The 17,465-nt window shown below is 46.8% G+C and carries 14 protein-coding genes and 1 pseudogene; all 15 read left to right on the top strand.

Features of this window, described 5'->3' with window-relative positions; translation table 11 throughout:
* Positions 1-54 precede the first annotated feature (54 nt).
* Complete coding sequence (locus tag ACX9GV_RS11005; protein WP_037386120.1) at positions 55-309, top strand: type II toxin-antitoxin system HicA family toxin; 255 nt, start codon at positions 55-57, stop codon at positions 307-309.
* On the top strand, positions 306-650 hold the full coding sequence (locus ACX9GV_RS11000; RefSeq protein WP_473195543.1) for a type II toxin-antitoxin system HicB family antitoxin: 345 nt from the start codon (positions 306-308) through the stop codon (positions 648-650). The genes ACX9GV_RS11005 and ACX9GV_RS11000 overlap by 4 nt, the downstream gene beginning before the upstream one ends.
* Before the next feature lie 262 nt (positions 651-912).
* Complete coding sequence (lolA, locus tag ACX9GV_RS10995; RefSeq protein ID WP_023491924.1) at positions 913-1,524, top strand: outer membrane lipoprotein periplasmic chaperone LolA; 612 nt, start codon at positions 913-915, stop codon at positions 1,522-1,524.
* Positions 1,525-1,531: 7 nt separating this feature from the next.
* Entirely contained in the window at positions 1,532-2,875 is a 1,344-nt protein-coding gene (locus ACX9GV_RS10990; RefSeq protein ID WP_473195542.1) for a replication-associated recombination protein A, read from the top strand.
* Positions 2,876-3,264: 389 nt separating this feature from the next.
* The gene (gene serS / locus ACX9GV_RS10985; protein WP_473195541.1) at positions 3,265-4,557 is read left to right on the top strand and encodes a serine--tRNA ligase; all 1,293 of its coding nucleotides are present in this window, start codon (positions 3,265-3,267) and stop codon (positions 4,555-4,557) included.
* A 173-nt stretch (positions 4,558-4,730) separates the two neighbouring features.
* Positions 4,731-5,189, top strand: a pseudogene (locus ACX9GV_RS10980) (molybdopterin dinucleotide binding domain-containing protein); the annotation flags it as partial.
* Between the two features lie 708 nt (positions 5,190-5,897).
* Positions 5,898-6,422, top strand: a complete 525-nt coding sequence (locus tag ACX9GV_RS10975) for a fimbrial protein (protein ID WP_473195540.1) — start codon at positions 5,898-5,900, stop codon at positions 6,420-6,422.
* Positions 6,423-6,741: 319 nt separating this feature from the next.
* Positions 6,742-7,464 carry a fimbrial biogenesis chaperone gene (locus ACX9GV_RS10970; protein WP_473195539.1) on the top strand — a complete coding sequence of 241 codons (723 nt, stop codon included), beginning with the start codon at positions 6,742-6,744 and terminating at the stop codon, positions 7,462-7,464.
* A 17-nt stretch (positions 7,465-7,481) separates the two neighbouring features.
* Positions 7,482-9,974, top strand: a complete 2,493-nt coding sequence (locus ACX9GV_RS10965; protein ID WP_473195538.1) for a fimbria/pilus outer membrane usher protein — start codon at positions 7,482-7,484, stop codon at positions 9,972-9,974.
* A gap of 188 nt (positions 9,975-10,162) precedes the next feature.
* A complete protein-coding gene (locus ACX9GV_RS10960; protein WP_473195537.1) occupies positions 10,163-11,257 on the top strand; it encodes a fimbrial protein in 1,095 nt (364 codons plus the stop codon).
* Positions 11,258-11,992: 735 nt separating this feature from the next.
* Positions 11,993-14,449 carry a dimethylsulfoxide reductase subunit A gene (gene dmsA, locus ACX9GV_RS10955; protein ID WP_473198021.1) on the top strand — a complete coding sequence of 819 codons (2,457 nt, stop codon included), beginning with the start codon at positions 11,993-11,995 and terminating at the stop codon, positions 14,447-14,449.
* A gap of 10 nt (positions 14,450-14,459) precedes the next feature.
* Complete coding sequence (locus tag ACX9GV_RS10950) at positions 14,460-15,077, top strand: DMSO/selenate family reductase complex B subunit (protein WP_473195536.1); 618 nt, start codon at positions 14,460-14,462, stop codon at positions 15,075-15,077.
* A 1-nt stretch (position 15,078) separates the two neighbouring features.
* A complete protein-coding gene (locus ACX9GV_RS10945; RefSeq protein ID WP_473195535.1) occupies positions 15,079-15,939 on the top strand; it encodes a DmsC/YnfH family molybdoenzyme membrane anchor subunit in 861 nt (286 codons plus the stop codon).
* A gap of 48 nt (positions 15,940-15,987) precedes the next feature.
* A complete protein-coding gene (gene dmsD, locus ACX9GV_RS10940; RefSeq protein ID WP_023492771.1) occupies positions 15,988-16,596 on the top strand; it encodes a Tat proofreading chaperone DmsD in 609 nt (202 codons plus the stop codon).
* On the top strand, positions 16,596-17,159 hold the full coding sequence (napF, locus tag ACX9GV_RS10935; RefSeq protein ID WP_473195534.1) for a ferredoxin-type protein NapF: 564 nt from the start codon (positions 16,596-16,598) through the stop codon (positions 17,157-17,159). Before dmsD ends, napF begins: the two co-directional genes overlap by 1 nt.
* The last annotated feature ends 306 nt before the right edge of the window (positions 17,160-17,465 follow it).

The raw sequence follows: 17,465 nt of genomic DNA, 5'->3' as shown, positions 1-17,465 counted from the left end.
TACATACAATATCTGTATCTTGCGGTAGTGTCATAAAGTGATACTATAAAATCCATGAACAAACGACACCAAAAAACGTTGTCAGATGTATTCTCTCGGCCCGTTAACGGTTCTATAAAGTGGTCTGATATCGAGGCACTTTTTACTGCGTTAGGGGCGGAAGTTCACGAAAGGGAAGGCTCTAGGGTCGCTGTGTTACTAAAGGGTGAGAAACGCATCTTTCACCGGCCCCACCCTAGACCGACCACTGACAAAGGAGCGGTTAACGCCATCAGGATCTGGTTGGATAGTTTAGGAATTAAACCATGATGAATAACACACTGAAAATCGACGGCCATATTGCTGTTATCAGCTTTGACCCGGAGATCGAAATGTTCCGGGGCGAGTTTATCGGGCTGAATGGCGGGGCAGACTTTTATGCCTACAGCGTCGAAGAACTGAAAAAAGAAGGGGCCATCTCGCTGGCGATCTTCTTGGATGAGTGCCGGAAAGACAACATTGCGCCGTATAAAACCTATAGCGGTAAAGTGACCACCCGACTCTCACCAGAGCGCCATCAGGCGTTAGCACTAGCGGCACAGGCTACTGGGCATTCCATTAATGAATTGCTTAATGAAGGTGTCGATCTGGTGATCGAAAAGCATTCCTGATTTTGCGTGAAACGGCTATGGGTATGGGCCCGTCCTGATCACTATTTTTTGCCAGCAAAGCCCTCACCAATCTGAGTCGGCTATCTTACTTTTACCTGACCGCGTTTGCGGCCTTTTTGCAAAGATGCGTAAACCCGCGATGGTTATCGGAATATTGCACTGGTTGCCAACTCAATGTTTCAGGTAAAGTGGTGGGGTTTAGGGTTATTTGATGCGCACAGCGTTGCTTTGCGATAAGAACATTTCATAAGGTACTGAAACAATGAAAAAACTGTTAGTTGCCTGTTGTCTGCTTTCGGGATGGGTGTCTACTGCCGTGTGGGCCGATGCGGCGCAAGATCTACAGAGTCGTTTGGCGAAGGTAAACAGTTTTCATGCCAGCTTCTCTCAAACGGTAACTAGTGCAGATGGTGCCGCGGTACAACAGGGTGAAGGCGAGCTATGGGTAAAACGCCCCAATCTGTTTAATTGGCATATGACTTCCCCAGATGAAAGTGTGTTGGTTTCTGATGGTGAAACACTGTGGTTCTATAACCCCTTTGTTGAGCAAGTGACGGCCAGTTGGTTGAAAAGTGCTACTGGCAACACCCCTTTTATGTTGATCACCCGCAACGATGCTAATGACTGGAAGCAATACAACGTTAAGCAGAAAGGTGATGAATTTGAACTGACGCCGAAAGCGAGCAGTGGCAATCTGAAGCAATTTGCCATTACCGTTACCAATAGCGGTACCATCAAGAGCTTTACTGCGGTTGAGCAAGATGGGCAACGTAGTGCTTATCAGTTGAAAGGCCAGCAGAATAGCCGTGTTGATGCCGCCAAGTTTAAATTCACACTGCCGAAAGGGGTGACGGTGGACGACCAACGGCAGTGAGGTGTTCGTGAGTAACATGTCGCTTGATTTTTCCCATAATGAGTTTCAGCCGTTGGCGGCCCGTATGCGGCCGACAACGCTGGCTCAATACATTGGTCAACAGCATTTGTTGGCGCCGGGCAAGCCTTTACCTCGTGCTATTGAGGCGGGGCAACTGCATTCAATGATTTTGTGGGGGCCGCCAGGAACAGGGAAAACCACCCTGGCGGAGTTGATTGGCCGTTATGGGCAGGCGGATGTTGAGCGGATCTCTGCGGTCACTTCGGGCATTAAAGAGATCCGCGAGGCCATAGAACGAGCACGGCAAAATCGTGATGCCGGGCGCCGTACTATCTTGTTTGTTGATGAAGTTCACCGCTTCAATAAGAGCCAGCAGGATGCCTTTTTGCCGCATATTGAAGATGGAACCATTACTTTTATTGGTGCCACCACTGAAAACCCCTCTTTTGAACTCAATTCGGCACTTCTTTCCCGTGCCCGGGTTTATTTGCTGAAGGCATTGACTGCCGAGGATATTGCTCTGGTCGTGGATCAGGCAATGAAAGACCCTGATCGTGGCTTTGGCGGCCAGAACATCACCCTGCTACCAGAAACCAAACAGATCCTGTCGGAATTGGTGGCGGGGGATGCACGTCGTGCTTTAAACAGCCTTGAAATGATGGCTGATATGGCCGAGATAGACAGCAAAGGCATGCGTGTGCTGACGCCAACCTTGCTGAAGGAAGTTTCGGGGGAGCGTAGCGCGCGTTTTGATAATAAAGGTGACCGTTATTACGACCTGATCTCTGCGCTGCATAAATCGGTACGCGGGTCGGCACCCGATGCAGCGCTCTATTGGTATGCCCGTATCATTACTGCCGGCGGTGATCCGCTGTATGTCGCACGCCGCTTGTTAGCCATCGCCTCTGAAGATGTTGGTAATGCCGATCCCCGGGGGATGCAAGTGGCTATTGCCGCGTGGGATTGCTTTACCCGTGTTGGGCCAGCAGAAGGGGAACGGGCGATTGCTCAGGCGATTGTTTATCTAGCTTGCGCGCCGAAAAGTAACGCCGTTTATAGCGCCTTTAAAGCGGCGATGCATGATGCCAAGGAGTTGGTGGATTATGACGTACCGGAACATTTGCGCAATGCCCCAACCAAATTGATGAAAGAGATGGGATTGGGGGCAGAATATCGTTATGCCCATGATGAAGTTAATGCATATGCTGCTGGGGAGTGTTATTTCCCACCAGAAATGGCTGCTACCCGTTACTATCATCCGACCGCGCGTGGTCTGGAAGGTAAAATTGGTGAAAAGTTGCAATGGCTCGCTGAGCAGGATCAAAATAGCCCGACAAAACGCTACCGCTAGTGCCATTGTTGCGGTAAGGTTAGCGGCATAACGCTTCTTTTAGCGGGGTTTATCCCCGGCTGTAGGTAATGGTTAACCCAGTGCTCTCAGGGGGCTGATAAGCCAAAATCGTAAGTGAAAGAAGCCCATAGTTTTATGACCTAAATACTATACCCAAAATAATTCGAGTTGCTTGCAGGCGGCCAGCGATGGACAAATCGGTCAGGAACCGATTTGAACAGCACTTGTTCTGGCCCGCACAGGGTGAACCTCAGGAATGAGGTTCATTGATCCCCAGGAGCATAGCTGACTATGTGGCTGGGGTGACAGAGTGCAGCTAACACCCAAGCAGCTTGAAGTATGAAGAGTATAAATAGTTTTCTTTCAATAACTACAAGCACAGGATTAGCATGCTCGATCCCAATTTACTGCGTAATGAGCTAGACGCAGTTGCCGTAAAACTGGCTCGCAGAGGTTTTAAACTCGATCTGGATCTGTTGCGTTCACAAGAAGAGCGCCGCAAGGTTCTGCAAGTAGAAACGGAAACATTACAGGCGGAACGCAATTCTCGCTCGAAATCCATCGGTGCGGCTAAAGCGCGTGGTGAAGATATCGAACCTCTACGCCGTGAAGTAAATGAATTGGGTGACAAGTTGGAGTCGGCTAAAGCGGCTCTGGATAAACTGCAGAGTGAGATCCGTGATTACGCGCTGGTTATGCCTAACACGCCTGATGATAGCGTGCCAAATGGTAAAGACGACAGTGAAAATCTGGAAGTGAGCCGTTGGGGGGAACCTGCCCAGTATGATTTCCCTGTGCGTGATCATGTTGAATTAGGTGAAATTTGTGGCGGCCTGGATTTTGCTGCTGCCGTAAAATTGACCGGTGCGCGCTTTGTGGTGATGAAAGGTCAAATCGCGCGTATGCACCGCGCGCTATCACAGTTTATGTTAGACCTACATACAGAACAGCATGGCTATCTGGAAACCTATGTTCCTTACCTGGTAAACCAGGCAACACTGTATGGAACGGGTCAACTACCGAAGTTCGGCGCTGATTTATTCCATACCAAACCGTTGGAAGAAGAGTCAGAAAGCAGCAATTATGCGCTGATCCCAACGGCAGAAGTGCCTGTTACCAACCTGGTACGTGACGAAATCCTCGAAGAAGACGATCTTCCGCTGCGAATGACGGCGCATACGCCTTGCTTCCGTTCTGAAGCAGGTTCATATGGTCGTGATACCCGTGGCCTGATCCGTATGCACCAGTTTGATAAAGTCGAAATGGTGCAGATTGTTCGCCCGGAAGAGTCTATGGATGCACTGGAAGAACTCACCGGTCATGCCGAGAAAGTACTGCAGTTGCTGAACCTGCCTTACCGCAAGGTATTGTTGTGTACCGGGGACATGGGCTTTGGTTCCTGCAAAACTTACGACTTGGAAGTGTGGCTCCCGGCGCAGAATACTTACCGCGAGATCTCCTCTTGCTCCAACATGGGGGATTTCCAGTCGCGTCGTATGCAGGCTCGTTACCGCACCAAGGCTGATAAAAAACCGCGCTTGGTGCATACTCTGAATGGTTCAGGCTTGGCGGTAGGCCGTACTCTGGTGGCCGTGCTGGAAAACTATCAGCAGGCTGATGGCCGTATTCAGGTGCCAGACGTATTACGCCCTTATATGGGTGGGCTGGAGTATATCGGCTAGTTTTAGTTGGATGTTCTTCTCTATTAAAAGCGCCTGCGGGCGCTTTTTGCTTTATATCCTGATCTCTTCTCCCTTCTATAAATAACTTTCCCGGTCTTGATAGCAAACAAAGTTTATTACTCAGTTATGGGCGATATTGGGGGCAATAAATCAATAATGTGAAGCATAGCAATCAGTTAGAGCAAGACGAAACAATCAGTCCTTTACCGATTTATGCCTCAACTTTTGAAGATTGGGACGACCCGTTACGGAAAACTTACCCACTGCAAATGTTTGGTTTCCATTACAAAACCAGAACCCATTCCAGCTACGCTAATATTGATATATTGCAAGGGGCATGTCCGCAGGAGGTGTGGATTAATCCTCTTGATGCACAGCAACGTGGCATTGCCAGTGGCGCAATGGTGCGAATATTCAATGCCCGTGGTGAAGTACGAGTTCTTGCCAAAGTTACCCCACGCATAATGCCTAGTGTGGTCGCGATGGGGCAGGGTGCTTGGCATCAAGCAGATATGAAAGGGGATCGTATCGATCATGGGGCCTGTAAGAATACCCTGACGACACTGCGTCCCTCGCCATTGGCGAAGGGTAATCCGCAACATACCAACCGGATTCAGATTGAAAAAGTTTGAATTTGACTTGATGAGTAACAATAAGTGTTTGCTGATGGTACCAAGCCACAGTTTGCAATGATTGAATGAGGCCAATGAGGGCTTTTAAATAACCCCCTAATACGTTACGTTAAGCCGATGGACTCATTATTCTCAGCGATTATTTGAGGAGGTATTTGGCCCAAATAATTGAGTGGCCTAACTGAATACTACTATTTTATTGCAAGGCTCTATAATATAGCCAGCGAACTAATTAGTATCTGAAAGTTTCAAAAAAATCCATAGAAATTCCAGTGCGCAAACCCTTCCTTTTTTGAAATAATACGCCATTATTTTAGAATTTATCGACATTTAACTCTGATTTATTGCCAGTGTAAGCAATGAAACGGCTGAAATAGGCTGCTGTAGTGATGCTTTGTGATGGGTTACTCATGACCCGCTTAATCGATATACTCTCAATATCTTGTGAATATGGCTTGTGGGGAATTAAAAAGAACGTTGCATTATCATCTTTACCCCACCCAATAATTAATATATTTAATTGATTATCTAAATTATTTATAGATATAGGCTGATTAAGTTATTCAGTTAGTGATTATTTACCAAAAAACGGAGGTTGTATTTAATTTCAATTAGATTAATTAATAATATTTACCTTTGCACCTTAATATAATCTGTTCTCTCTAATAATGGATTTTTTATTAATAATAGCAAATAACAGGAGCTGCTATGAAAAAATTAAAACCGATTGTTGCATTATCTTTATTGTTCATGTCTTCAGCTTATGCAGCAGATGGTACCATTAACTTTACGGGTGAGATTGTTGCCAATACTTGTACCATTAGTACCGGTTCAGGAACGGTTAGCGTCGTTTTACCTACTATCTCGACCAGTAATTTTAACGATATTGGTTCAAGAGCGGGTCAAACTGCCTTTACGATTAATTTGACGGGTTGCACACCAGCCAGTGGCTCGGTTGCGGTGCGCTTTACCGGTACCGGTACGCAAGTCGACCCTACTACAGGTCTTTTCTTGCCCGCTGCAGCAAGTGAGGCAAGAGGTGTTGGCATTGCGGTATATGACTCAACAGACACGCATATTAAAACGGCGGGCAATAACTCCGCTTTCCAAACAATAAATACCACATCAGGTACCGCGTCAATCCCTTTGACTGCATGGTATCAGCAATATCAGGCAAGCATTACAGCTGGGAAGTTGACCGCCACCGGTGCCATCGAGTTGGTCTATAGATAATCTGTAGTTAAGAAAATAATTTGCCTAAAGGTTTACTCTGTAAACCTTTAGGGAAACTTTTCTTATTATCTATCTTACGTTTCAAGGTGAACCAATATATACCCAAAATACTTGGTGTTGCTTGACAAAATCTCGAGTGTTTTGAACAGCGCTTACGCTGGCCCGTTTGACGAGAGGCTCAGGAAAAGCCGAGTATCTGTGCGCAGCTAACAGCCAAGCAGCCTGAAGTATGAAGTATGAAGAGTATAGCTAATTACCTAATAACCGCATCAGTATTCGATTGGTTTTTATTATCAAAAATAAAATTACTGCCTATAAAATGAAAAATTTAACGAAAATAGTCATATCATTGTGCCTTTCTCCAACAATCGCCTTCGCGAGTATCTCTATTACTGGTACACGGGTTATCTACAATGAGTCTGATAGTAGTGTTACAGTGAAAATAAATAATCGAGATAATACCTCGTCAATGGTTCAGGCATGGATTGATAATAAAATAAATAGTAACTTGCCAAGCACTGCGACCTCTCCTTTTATTCTGTATCCAGCCGTATTTAAAATAGAGAGTAACGGTGAGCAGCATTTGAGAATAAAAAAAATAGAAGATGTTGCTAACACTCATCAGGAGTCAATCTACTGGCTAAACATCAAAGATATCCCGGCAGCACCCAAAAAGGGGACTGATAATTACTTGCAATTCTCTATTGTTAATAAAATAAAAATATTCTATCGGCCAGCAGCGTTAAAAAACCAGGTTGATGCCATGCACAAAGATCTCGTTTGGCATTTCACCCATGATGGGCGTGGCAATGTTCTGGCTAAGGTGAGTAATAACAGCCGTTATTATGCCTCGCTGACTGAACTGAATGTCAATGTCAATGGAAAACAAATCAAGAACGAAGTCGATATGGTGGCACCCGGGCAGAGTGAGAATTGGGTTTTAAAAGGGGTTACGTTATCGGATGTTAATAAGGGTAAGGCTGAGTACGGCATGGTTAATGACTATGGTGCTGTAATTTATCGTCCAGTTATAATAAATTAATATCTAATGAGTAAAGTATGAAAAAAGACAGCTTAATAAACAAAGGGATAATAATTATTTCTTTATTGAGCATGCCACTTTATGCGCAAGAAGAAACTGAAGTGGAATATAATCCTGCTTTTTTTGTCGGAACCGGTATCGATATCTCTACTTTTTCAAACGGAAATCAGCTAAAAGAAGGGGAGTATGATGTCGAACTCTATAAAAATGGTGCTTTTATTGGTGCTACGGCAATAACAGTATCAATAAATTCTGAGAGTAAATCTGTTATTTATTTTGATAAATCAGTGTTATTACAGCTGGGGTTTAAAGATGAAATTAATGAGGAATACATTAAAACTATTAATGCTAATGGGGAAATAGCACTGGATAGTAATAATTTCGATATTAAAGTGAAATTTGTTATATCGACGTTATCTGTTGATGTCATTGCACCGCAAGTGGCATCCAAGTATACCCCACGGGGTTATGTAGACCCTTCAGCCTGGGACTCTGGAGAAACTGCGGCAATGATAAATTACATCAGTAATTATTATCATTCTAATACTGATACCGGGAGTTTTAGCGACAGCTATGACAGTTTTTTCTCCGGTATGAATATCTGGCTTAATGCAGGTAGATGGCAGCTTCGAAGCTACAGTACACTTACGCTTGGCGATCAGCAAAAACTAAGCATGTTGCGTACCTACATTCAGCGAGATATTCCTGGGATTTTTTCTGTGGTGCAAACAGGAGAAATTGATACGCGAGAGAGTTTTTTACCCGCGACACCATTACTCGGTATTTCATTATTCTCTGATGATCGCATGTTGCCTGACTCCAGACGCGGTTATGTGCCGGATATTCGTGGTATAGCGGATACTAATGCCAGAGTAACCGTCAGGCAAAATGGAAATATCATCTATGAAACGACGGTATCACCCGGTGCTTTCTTAATTTCTGACCTTTATCAGGCCAGTTATGGAGGGGACTTTAATGTTACCATTCAAGAAACTACGGGTGAACAAAAAACGTACGTTGTCCCTTATGCATCATTACCCGAATTATTGCGACCAAATCAATCTAAATATTCAGTGGCTGCAGGCAAATTGAATGATAGTAGTTTGCGTAAAAAACCATTTGTTACTTCACTCTCCTATCATCGGGGGTTGAATAACTATTTTACCGGTTTTGGCGGTGTGCAGGTCAGTGAACATTATCAATCTATGCTGACGGGTCTTGCCATAAATACCACGATGGGGGCAGTTTCTGCCAATGTGGCACTGGCAAGGGCAGGTCTTGGGTATGATAAAACCCAAGGTTATAACATAGGGTTATCTTATTCTAATGTTATTGATAAATCAGGGACTAGCATTAATGTCGCAACTTATCATTACTCCTCTTCGGGGTTTACTACACTACAAGATTCTGCAAGGGTTCGAGATAAATATGATCATAGTCAGCAAGTGGATGAATATGATTTACGCTCAATGAACCAGAAGAACTCAGTGCAGTTGAGTATTAACCAACCCCTTGGTAATGCTGGCAGTATCTATATGACTGCCGGTCTTAACAATTATTGGGGCAGGGTGAAAAGTGCTAATAGCTACCTGGTGGGCTACAGTAATCAATATAAAAGACTAAGATATACGCTTTCTGCTGCAAGGTCATATAATATCAGTAATAATCGTGATGAAATACAGTACCAGTTAGGGTTAAGTATTCCTTTGGGTACATCAACCTATTCTCCAGTGATGACCACGGCTTATACCCAATCATCCGCAGGTGACGGATATGCACTGGCTTCCGTAACAGGTTCCTTGCTTGAAGACCGCAGTTTTTCCTATGGGTTAAGCACGACGATGGCCACCGCTGGTGAACATGAAAATGTTTATAGCGGTAATGTATCGAAGTTAACGCCTTATGGTAATCGATCTGCAAGTGCTTCCTATAAAAAGAATACCACTCAGTATGCGCTGGGTATGAATGGTTCTGTTGCGCTGCATAGTGGTGGAATTACATTTGGTCAATATACCGGTGATACCGCAGCGATTATTGAAGCCACTGGCGCTACTGATGCTGTTGTTTCAGGGAATAATAATATTAAAGTGGATAGTCGCGGATATGCTATTTTCCCTTATTTGTCACCTTATCGTGATAACGAAATCTCATTGAATCCCAATACGGCAGCCAGTGATTTGGAGATCAAAAATACATCACAACATATTGCGCCACATGCCGGGGCAATTGTTAAATTGAAGTTTGATACTATCCATGGTGAGCTGCGTATTTTTGAAGTTAAATATCAGGGTGAAAATGTGCCTCTCGGGGCAACTGCTATCAGTAACGGGAAAATGGCGGGTATTGTTGGTGGTGGCGGTATTTTGATGATCAGGGAAAATATAAAATCTCAGCTTAAAGTCACTTGGAATGATGAAAATAAAAGAGAAAAACTGTGTCACTTTAGTGTTGAAAAACGTAAAGAAACCAATCCAAAAAATATTTCTAAGCAGCCGGTTATTTGTATTTGATTAATGAGGTGGGTATGATAAAAATAAAGTTTAAAACGGTCAGTGCAAAATCATTTTTTCTGATTTTACTCTCGCTTCTTTGTATAAACAAGGCATGGTCAGCCTGTAATAAAATTGATTCAGCGTTTTGGGACTATCCCTTACGAGTTAATTTTGGTGCATCGCTCTACATTGACCCGGCAACCCCGGTGGGAACTATTCTTGCGCAGCAAAGTGTCAGCAGCGCTGAATTGTTCGCAGCTAATAATGGTTGGTTGGCAATATGTGATGACGTGAATGATGAAGTGAAATATTGGTGGCTTGAGCAACATTATGCGCAAAGTTCAGGTGGCTATCCGGTTAATGGAGTCACTGCGCCAACGCAAGATGGTCATATTTATGTCATAAGAGATAACGGAAGAAACAACCCTTATGGCGGTTCCGGGTCTGGCAGTGTCGGTTACACCGTAGAACTTCTTTCTGATGGTAATTCATATCCCTTTAGTTGGCTGCGTACGGCACCGAACAAAAATCTGCCACCCATAAGCCCCAGTCCAATAAGAGGTATTCGTTGTGCCGACGCCCAAAGTGGTGCTTCTGGCTACCCGCCTTTTACTGGCCAATGTCGAGACAATCAATATATTGTCAATTGGCGGCAGCTTGGGTCGTTCACGCTTAAGGTCTCACTATACCGATTGGCAGGCACCATTCCTGCGTCGGGGCTGATGATGACAAATAATAACGATGGTGCCTTAGTCCTGTTCAGTTTGATGGATAACAGCTCGACACCGCCAGCATGGAATACACGCCTGTTTAACCTGGTGCGTTTAGGTTTGGCTAATGATGTGAAGATCCAAACCGCGCCTTGCCAGGCTTTTAACACGGTTACAGTGAATCTGGGGCGGGTGAATAGCAGTGATTTCAGGGCGCTTGGTCAACCGGCAGATGGGGTCGCTGATAAATTAGTGAATGTGACTGCACGTTGTTCGCAGAATACGGCAATGAGATGGGCCGTCATGGGAACGACCAGCAACTATAATCCTGATGGCACTCAGGGGATTTTAGCGCTAGATAATGTCGCGAACAGTGCTGAGGGGGTGGGTGTGCAACTGACTGATACCTCCGGTAATCCTTTACCCATTACACCTGCTACGGGTGTAGATTATCGCTGGATTGATACCAACCTGGTCTCTAATGCTTCGGGTATTTTATCAATGGAATTTTTAGCCCGCTATGTCCAGGTCGGCACGATTAAACCTGGAATGGCTGACTCCCATGCCCATTTAGTGATTGCCCCTAAATAAACATCTCCTCTCGATACCGCTATACCCTAAATAGCGGCGTCTAATTGTACTACAGATGGGTATGATGCAGGTTAGCTGACCGTTGAGCGCATGGACGCGCGATACGAGCCCCCAAGGACGGGTTTACGGCGTGTCAGCGTTCCGCATCATACCCACCAGCCAGATGCTAATGTGAAGCGGCTTTAGGCACGATTATTTAGGCGCGAATAGCACCTGGGGTGTCATTACCCACCCGTTATCTTGACCCACCAGCTAGCCAGCGTAGGGCAAAACTCAGAACCTATCACTGAAATAAAAATCATTATCAATAATGGCTGAAATATCAGAGTTTTATTGATTGTGAGCAAAGTGGTGCGCCCTATTTTGGTGGATAGTGCTGCAAAGTGCAGATCATAGTGAAAATATTTCATCTGTCTTTTTGTGCCTAGGTTCGTTCAAGTTACTGGTGTGTTGACTGCAGCCGTGACTGACTTATTAGTTTTATTTATTTAAAGTCTCAGCAGGCAGTACTCAAATCTATTGAAGTCACGATACTGTGATTTTTCTTTTGGCGTTACTCAAACCGGTTATTGACCGATTAGTCCCAGTAGATTTGTCACTTACTCCTATTTTAATGGGGTAAGGACACCATCAAAACAACGAGTTTGTTACTTTTCAGTAAGTTAAATAACGCTAGGCATCGCCGTTTTATTACCATTTCTACTGAATGATTTTACCAACCCAGAGTGAAACATGATGAATGAATCCGAAAAAAAAACGCTGTCTGGCCTACAATGTTCCAGGCGAAAGTTGGTTAAAAACAGCGCCATTGGCGGGCTTGCCCTGGCCGTTGGTGGTGTCACGTTACCATTTAGCCGCCAAGTAAAGGCAGAAAATGGGGTAACCCCAGGGGCAGCGGTCCCTAAGCCGGAAGAGAAAGTGGTATGGAGTGCCTGCACCGTTAACTGTGGTAGCCGTTGCCCATTGCGGATGCATATTGTTGATGGTGCCATCAAATACGTTGAAACGGACAATACGGGCGATGATGCCTATCAAGGATTGCATCAGGTACGAGCCTGTCTGCGTGGGCGTTCTATGCGCCGCCGTGTTTATAACCCTGATCGGCTGCAGTATCCCATGCTGCGTGTCGGTAAGCGGGGAGAGGGCAAATTTAAACGTATCAGTTGGGATGAAGCCTTTACGCTAATTAGCGATAACCTGAAACGCATAATAAAAGATTATGGTAATGAAGCTATTTATCTGAATTATGGTACCGGGACCTTGGGGGGGACCATGACCCGTTCCTGGCCCCCCGGTGCAACGCTGATTGCCCGCTTAATGAATTGCTGCGGCGGCTATTTGAACCACTATGGCGATTACAGTACGGCGCAGATTGCGATGGGGTTGAATTACACCTATGGCGGTTGGGCTGACGGTAATAGCCCGACGGATATCGAAAACAGCAAACTGGTGGTGATGTTCGGTAATAACCCTGGGGAAACACGGATGAGCGGGGGTGGGGTGACCTACCTGCTGGAGCAGGCGCGTGAGCGTTCCAATGCCCGTATGATTGTTATTGATCCTCGCTATACCGATACCGCAGCAGGCCGTGAAGATGAGTGGATCCCCATTCGTCCAGGGACCGATGCCGCTCTGGTCGCTGGGCTGGCACATGTGCTGATTACTGAGAATCTGGTAGACCAACCTTTCCTGGATAAATATTGCGTCGGTTATGATGAAAAAACCTTACCGGCAGGTGCACCAGCGAATAGCCACTATAAGGCGTATATTCTTGGGCAGGGGGAGGACGGTATCGCGAAAACCCCCGCTTGGGCGGCGCAGATTACCGGCATTCCAGCTGATCGCATTATCAAACTGGCCCGTGAAATTGGCAGCATCAAGCCCGCTTATATTTGCCAGGGGTGGGGGCCACAACGCCAGGCCAATGGTGAGCTGACTTCCCGTGCCATTGCCATGTTGCCCATATTGACCGGTAATGTGGGCATTAATGGCGGTAACAGTGGCGCTCGTGAAGGGTCATATTCATTACCCTTTGTACGGATGCCAACGCTAACGAACCCAGTAAAAACCAGTATCTCCATGTTTCTTTGGACCGATGCCATCTTGCGTGGGCCAGAAATGACCGCCAAACGTGATGGTGTGCGTGGTAAGGATAAACTGGATGTTCCTATCAAATTTGTCTGGAATTATGCTGGTAACTGTCTGATTAATCAGCATTCACAGATTAACCGCACCCATGACATTCTGCAGGATGAGAAGAAGTGTGAAATGATCGTGGTGATCGATAACCACATGACCTCATCGGCGAAATATGCCGACCTGGTCCTCCCGGATTGTACGGCCTCGGAACAGCAGGATTTTTGTCTTGATGCCTCCAGCGGGAATATGGGGTATGTCATTTTTGCTGATCAGGCCATCAAGCCGATTGGTGAGTGCAAAAACATCTATGAGATGACCAGCGAGATCGCTCGTCGTATGGGGGTTGAGCAACTCTTTACCGAAGGGCGTACACAGGAAGAGTGGTTGCGCTATCTGTATCAACAATCCCGCCAGGCAATCCCGGCATTACCCGAGTTTGAACAGTTCCTTGAGCAAGGGATCTTTAAACAGCGCGATCCAGAGGGTCACCATGTCGCTTACAAAGCATTCCGCGCTGACCCGCAAGCCAATCCACTAACGACACCTTCTGGCAAAATTGAGATCTACTCTGCTCAGTTAGCCGAAGTGGCGGCGACCTGGGAATTGGAAAAAGAGGATGTTATTCATCCATTACCGATTTATACGGCGGGATTTGAAAGCCCCAGTGATCCATTGAGTAGCCAATATCCACTACAGATGACCGGTTTCCATTATAAGGCCAGGACCCACTCAACCTACGGAAATGTGGATGTTCTGAAAGCGTCTTGCCGCCAGGAAATGTGGATTAACCCGATTGATGCCGAGTCTCGCGGTATCGCCAATGGTGATTTGATCCGCATTTACAATGACCGTGGTGAAGTACGTATTAATGCCAAAGTAACACCGCGTATGCGCCCAGGGGTGGTGGCATTAGGAGAGGGAGCTTGGTACGCACCTGATGGAAACAAAATTGACCATGCAGGCAGCATTAACGTGTTGACGACCCAGCGACCCTCGCCACTAGCCAAAGGCAACCCTTCCCATACCAACCTGGTGCAGGTTGCCAAACTTTAAGGAGTCGCTGATGACTACGCAATATGGATTCTATATCGACTCAAGTCGTTGCACCGGCTGCAAAACCTGTGAGTTGGCATGTAAAGACTATAAAAACCTGACGCCGGAAGTCAGTTTCCGCCGTATCTATGAATACGCGGGGGGTGATTGGCAAGAGGACAATGGGGTCTGGCACCAGAACGTCTTTGCCTACTATTTGTCGATTGCCTGTAATCACTGTGAAGACCCTGCCTGTACCAAGGTATGCCCGAGTGGGGCGATGCATAAGCGGGAAGATGGCTTTGTAGTGGTCAATGAAGAGATTTGTATCGGCTGCCGCTATTGCCATATGGCGTGCCCCTATAGTGCGCCGCAATACAATGAAGCCAAAGGCCATATGACCAAATGTGATGGTTGCTATGAGCGCGTTGCTGAGGGCAAAAAACCTATCTGTGTCGAGTCTTGTCCGCTACGGGCGCTGGACTTCGGCCCGATTGAGGAACTGCGAAAGCAACATGGCACCTTGGCTGAGGTGGCACCTTTACCTGCCGCGCATTTTACCCAGCCCTGTATTGTGCTGAAACCTAATGCCAACAGCCGCCCGAGTGGCGACACTACCGGCCATCTGGCTAATCCGAAGGAGGTTTAAAATGGGAACGGGATGGCATGAATGGCCGTTGATGGTGTTTACCGTCTTGGGGCAGTTTGTCGTGGGGGGCGTAATCGTGATGGGTCTGGCCATCATTGCCGGTAATCTTACCGATCGCCAGAGCAAGGCGGTGCACCGTTCAATGTTTTTCCTCTGGTTGCTGATGGGGATGGCCTTTATCGCCTCGTTGATGCACCTGGGCTCGCCTGTCAGGGCGTTCAATTCTTTAAACCGTGTGGGTGAGTCGGCCTTGAGTAACGAGATTGCCAGCGGTTCGCTATTCTTTGCGGTGGGCGGACTGTATTGGCTTTTGACAATACTGAAAAAAATGCCACAGGGGCTGGGGAAAGTCTGGTTGATGTTTACGATGGTACTGGGCCTGTTGTTTGTCTATGCCATGACGCGGGTCTATCAGATTGATACGGTACCGACCTGGCATAACGGCTATACCACACTCAACTTCTTCCTGTCGGTGTTTATCGGTGGGCCCTTACTGGGTGTCTTGTTGTTACGCGTCGCCGGGCTGGAAGTGTCGGGTCGCGGTCAACTGATAATGGTCAGTGTGTTGGCGCTGTTACTCAGCCTCTGCTCAGCGTTGTTACAGGGCAGTGAACTGGCAATGATCAGCAGTTCGGTACAGCAGGCTTCCGCTCTGGTTCCAAACTATGGTCAGTTGATGGTCTGGCGGTTAGTGCTGCTGGTACTGGGCCTGGGTTGCTGGATTTGCCCGCAGTTGCGTCGTGGTAACGCGGGGGTAATGGGGTTGACCTTGGGCCTGGTATTGGTGTTTGCCGGTGAGATGATCGGTCGCGGTGTGTTCTACGGCCTGCATATGACGGTTGGTATGGCCGTGGCGGGTTAATACTTAATCTAGGCGCAGCGTGCTGCGCCTGTGGAGAAGTTCGATTTTATGATGCTGGAAAAAATAGCGTTAACAGGGCGTGTGATGGGTATTTTGCTGTATGCGCCACCTGATAGCCCAGAGTGTTCGCCCTTACTGGAATACCTGGCCGATCCACAATGGCTGGCAGAATGGCCTTATCCCGGTGGCCAGCAGGCGGCAGATTTGATTGCCCAAGGGCTGGCGGGGGATCTGCCAGAAACGCTGGAAGAGGCTTATCAACGTCTGTTTGTTGGCCCTTATGCGTTACCGGCTCCACCTTGGGGTTCGGTTTATCTGGATAAAGAGTGCGTCTTATTTGGTGATTCGACGCTGCGTTTGCGCCAATGGTTACGGGTGCAGGGCATTGAAGCTCAACGGCAACACAATGAACCGGAAGATCATATTGGCACTTTGCTGATGATGACCGCCTGGTTGGCAGAAGAGCAGCAAGAAAAGCGGATTGCTGCTTTGATAGCGCAACATTTGTTGCCTTGGGCCCCGCGTTATCTGGAACTGTTGCAACAACATGCTGGGCATCCTTTCTATCAAGGTGTTGCGCAGTTGGCTCAGGTGACATTGGCAGGGTGGGCAGCGGATTGTCCAGAGCCCATTGCCACATTAGAGCTCTATTACTGATGAAAAGCAGCAGCCAACCACTCTCTCGGCAAGGTGCCAGCCGGCGCAGATTGTTGACCGGTTGGTTGCAACGCAGCCAAGCCCTATCGGAGCCGGTTGCGGCGGCTTTACCTTTACCGAGGGTGGCTCGTCCCCCTCAGTCGCTGCCAGAAATATTATTTAATGCCACCTGTAATGGTTGTGGTGAGTGTGTGAATCGTTGTCCGTATGGCTTATTGAGCGTAGAACAAGACCAAGTGGTCCTGAACATCGATTTTACCGAGTGTGACTTCTGCCTGAAATGTACCGCAGCTTGCCAGACTGGAGCGCTACGTAACATTATGCCCTGCGATACGCTACTACGCCCGCAGATCAGCCAAAGTTGTCTGGGGCGTCAGGATAGTTGCCAGATGTGTGTCATTAATTGCCCGCAGCAGGCGCTGGCCTTTCAGCTGGATGACCGTGGTGTTCGCCAATTACAGTATGATGATGCCTGTTGCAATGGGTGTGGGATGTGTAAATTATCCTGTTTTCATGGCCATATCATGTTGATACCTACGGGCGAAAAATGTTTGCCAGAATAACGATAAACTCCAAAACAACGATGACAGTTGTTATTCAAGTTACTGTCGGTGTGAAACGTCAAATCAGACTTGTTTTTTTATCACCAGCAGGTTGTCATCCATCAGGCACTGTTACTGATTCTGCTGAAAACCTACCCATTATCACTTGCCGCGCGTAGCCACCTGCGAGCCCCAGTCCATCCAAGGCACAGGGTTATTGCTTACTGAAAAGCCTGTTGTTTTTACTTACAACTTTAGCCACATACTAAGAATGTTCTGAATGTTCCGAATATTGAACTTTCAGAATATTCTTAATTTACTGTGTTG

The organism is Serratia sp. 25CWL12, from assembly GCF_055790885.1.
This window is presented reverse-complemented; position numbering and strand designations above follow the sequence as displayed.

Excerpts from the sequence above, each read along its gene's own strand:
- ACX9GV_RS11005 (WP_037386120.1), top strand. The coding sequence starts at position 55 with ATGAACAAACGACACCAAAAAACGTTGTCAGATGTATTCTCTCGGCCC.
- ACX9GV_RS11000 (WP_473195543.1), top strand. The coding sequence starts at position 306 with ATGATGAATAACACACTGAAAATCGACGGCCATATTGCTGTTATCAGC.
- lolA (WP_023491924.1), top strand. The coding sequence starts at position 913 with ATGAAAAAACTGTTAGTTGCCTGTTGTCTGCTTTCGGGATGGGTGTCT.
- serS (WP_473195541.1), top strand. The coding sequence starts at position 3,265 with ATGCTCGATCCCAATTTACTGCGTAATGAGCTAGACGCAGTTGCCGTA.
- ACX9GV_RS10975 (WP_473195540.1), top strand. The coding sequence starts at position 5,898 with ATGAAAAAATTAAAACCGATTGTTGCATTATCTTTATTGTTCATGTCT.
- ACX9GV_RS10970 (WP_473195539.1), top strand. The coding sequence starts at position 6,742 with ATGAAAAATTTAACGAAAATAGTCATATCATTGTGCCTTTCTCCAACA.
- ACX9GV_RS10965 (WP_473195538.1), top strand. The coding sequence starts at position 7,482 with ATGAAAAAAGACAGCTTAATAAACAAAGGGATAATAATTATTTCTTTA.
- dmsA (WP_473198021.1), top strand. The coding sequence starts at position 11,993 with ATGAATGAATCCGAAAAAAAAACGCTGTCTGGCCTACAATGTTCCAGG.
- ACX9GV_RS10950 (WP_473195536.1), top strand. The coding sequence starts at position 14,460 with ATGACTACGCAATATGGATTCTATATCGACTCAAGTCGTTGCACCGGC.
- ACX9GV_RS10945 (WP_473195535.1), top strand. The coding sequence starts at position 15,079 with ATGGGAACGGGATGGCATGAATGGCCGTTGATGGTGTTTACCGTCTTG.
- dmsD (WP_023492771.1), top strand. The coding sequence starts at position 15,988 with ATGATGCTGGAAAAAATAGCGTTAACAGGGCGTGTGATGGGTATTTTG.
- napF (WP_473195534.1), top strand. The coding sequence starts at position 16,596 with ATGAAAAGCAGCAGCCAACCACTCTCTCGGCAAGGTGCCAGCCGGCGC.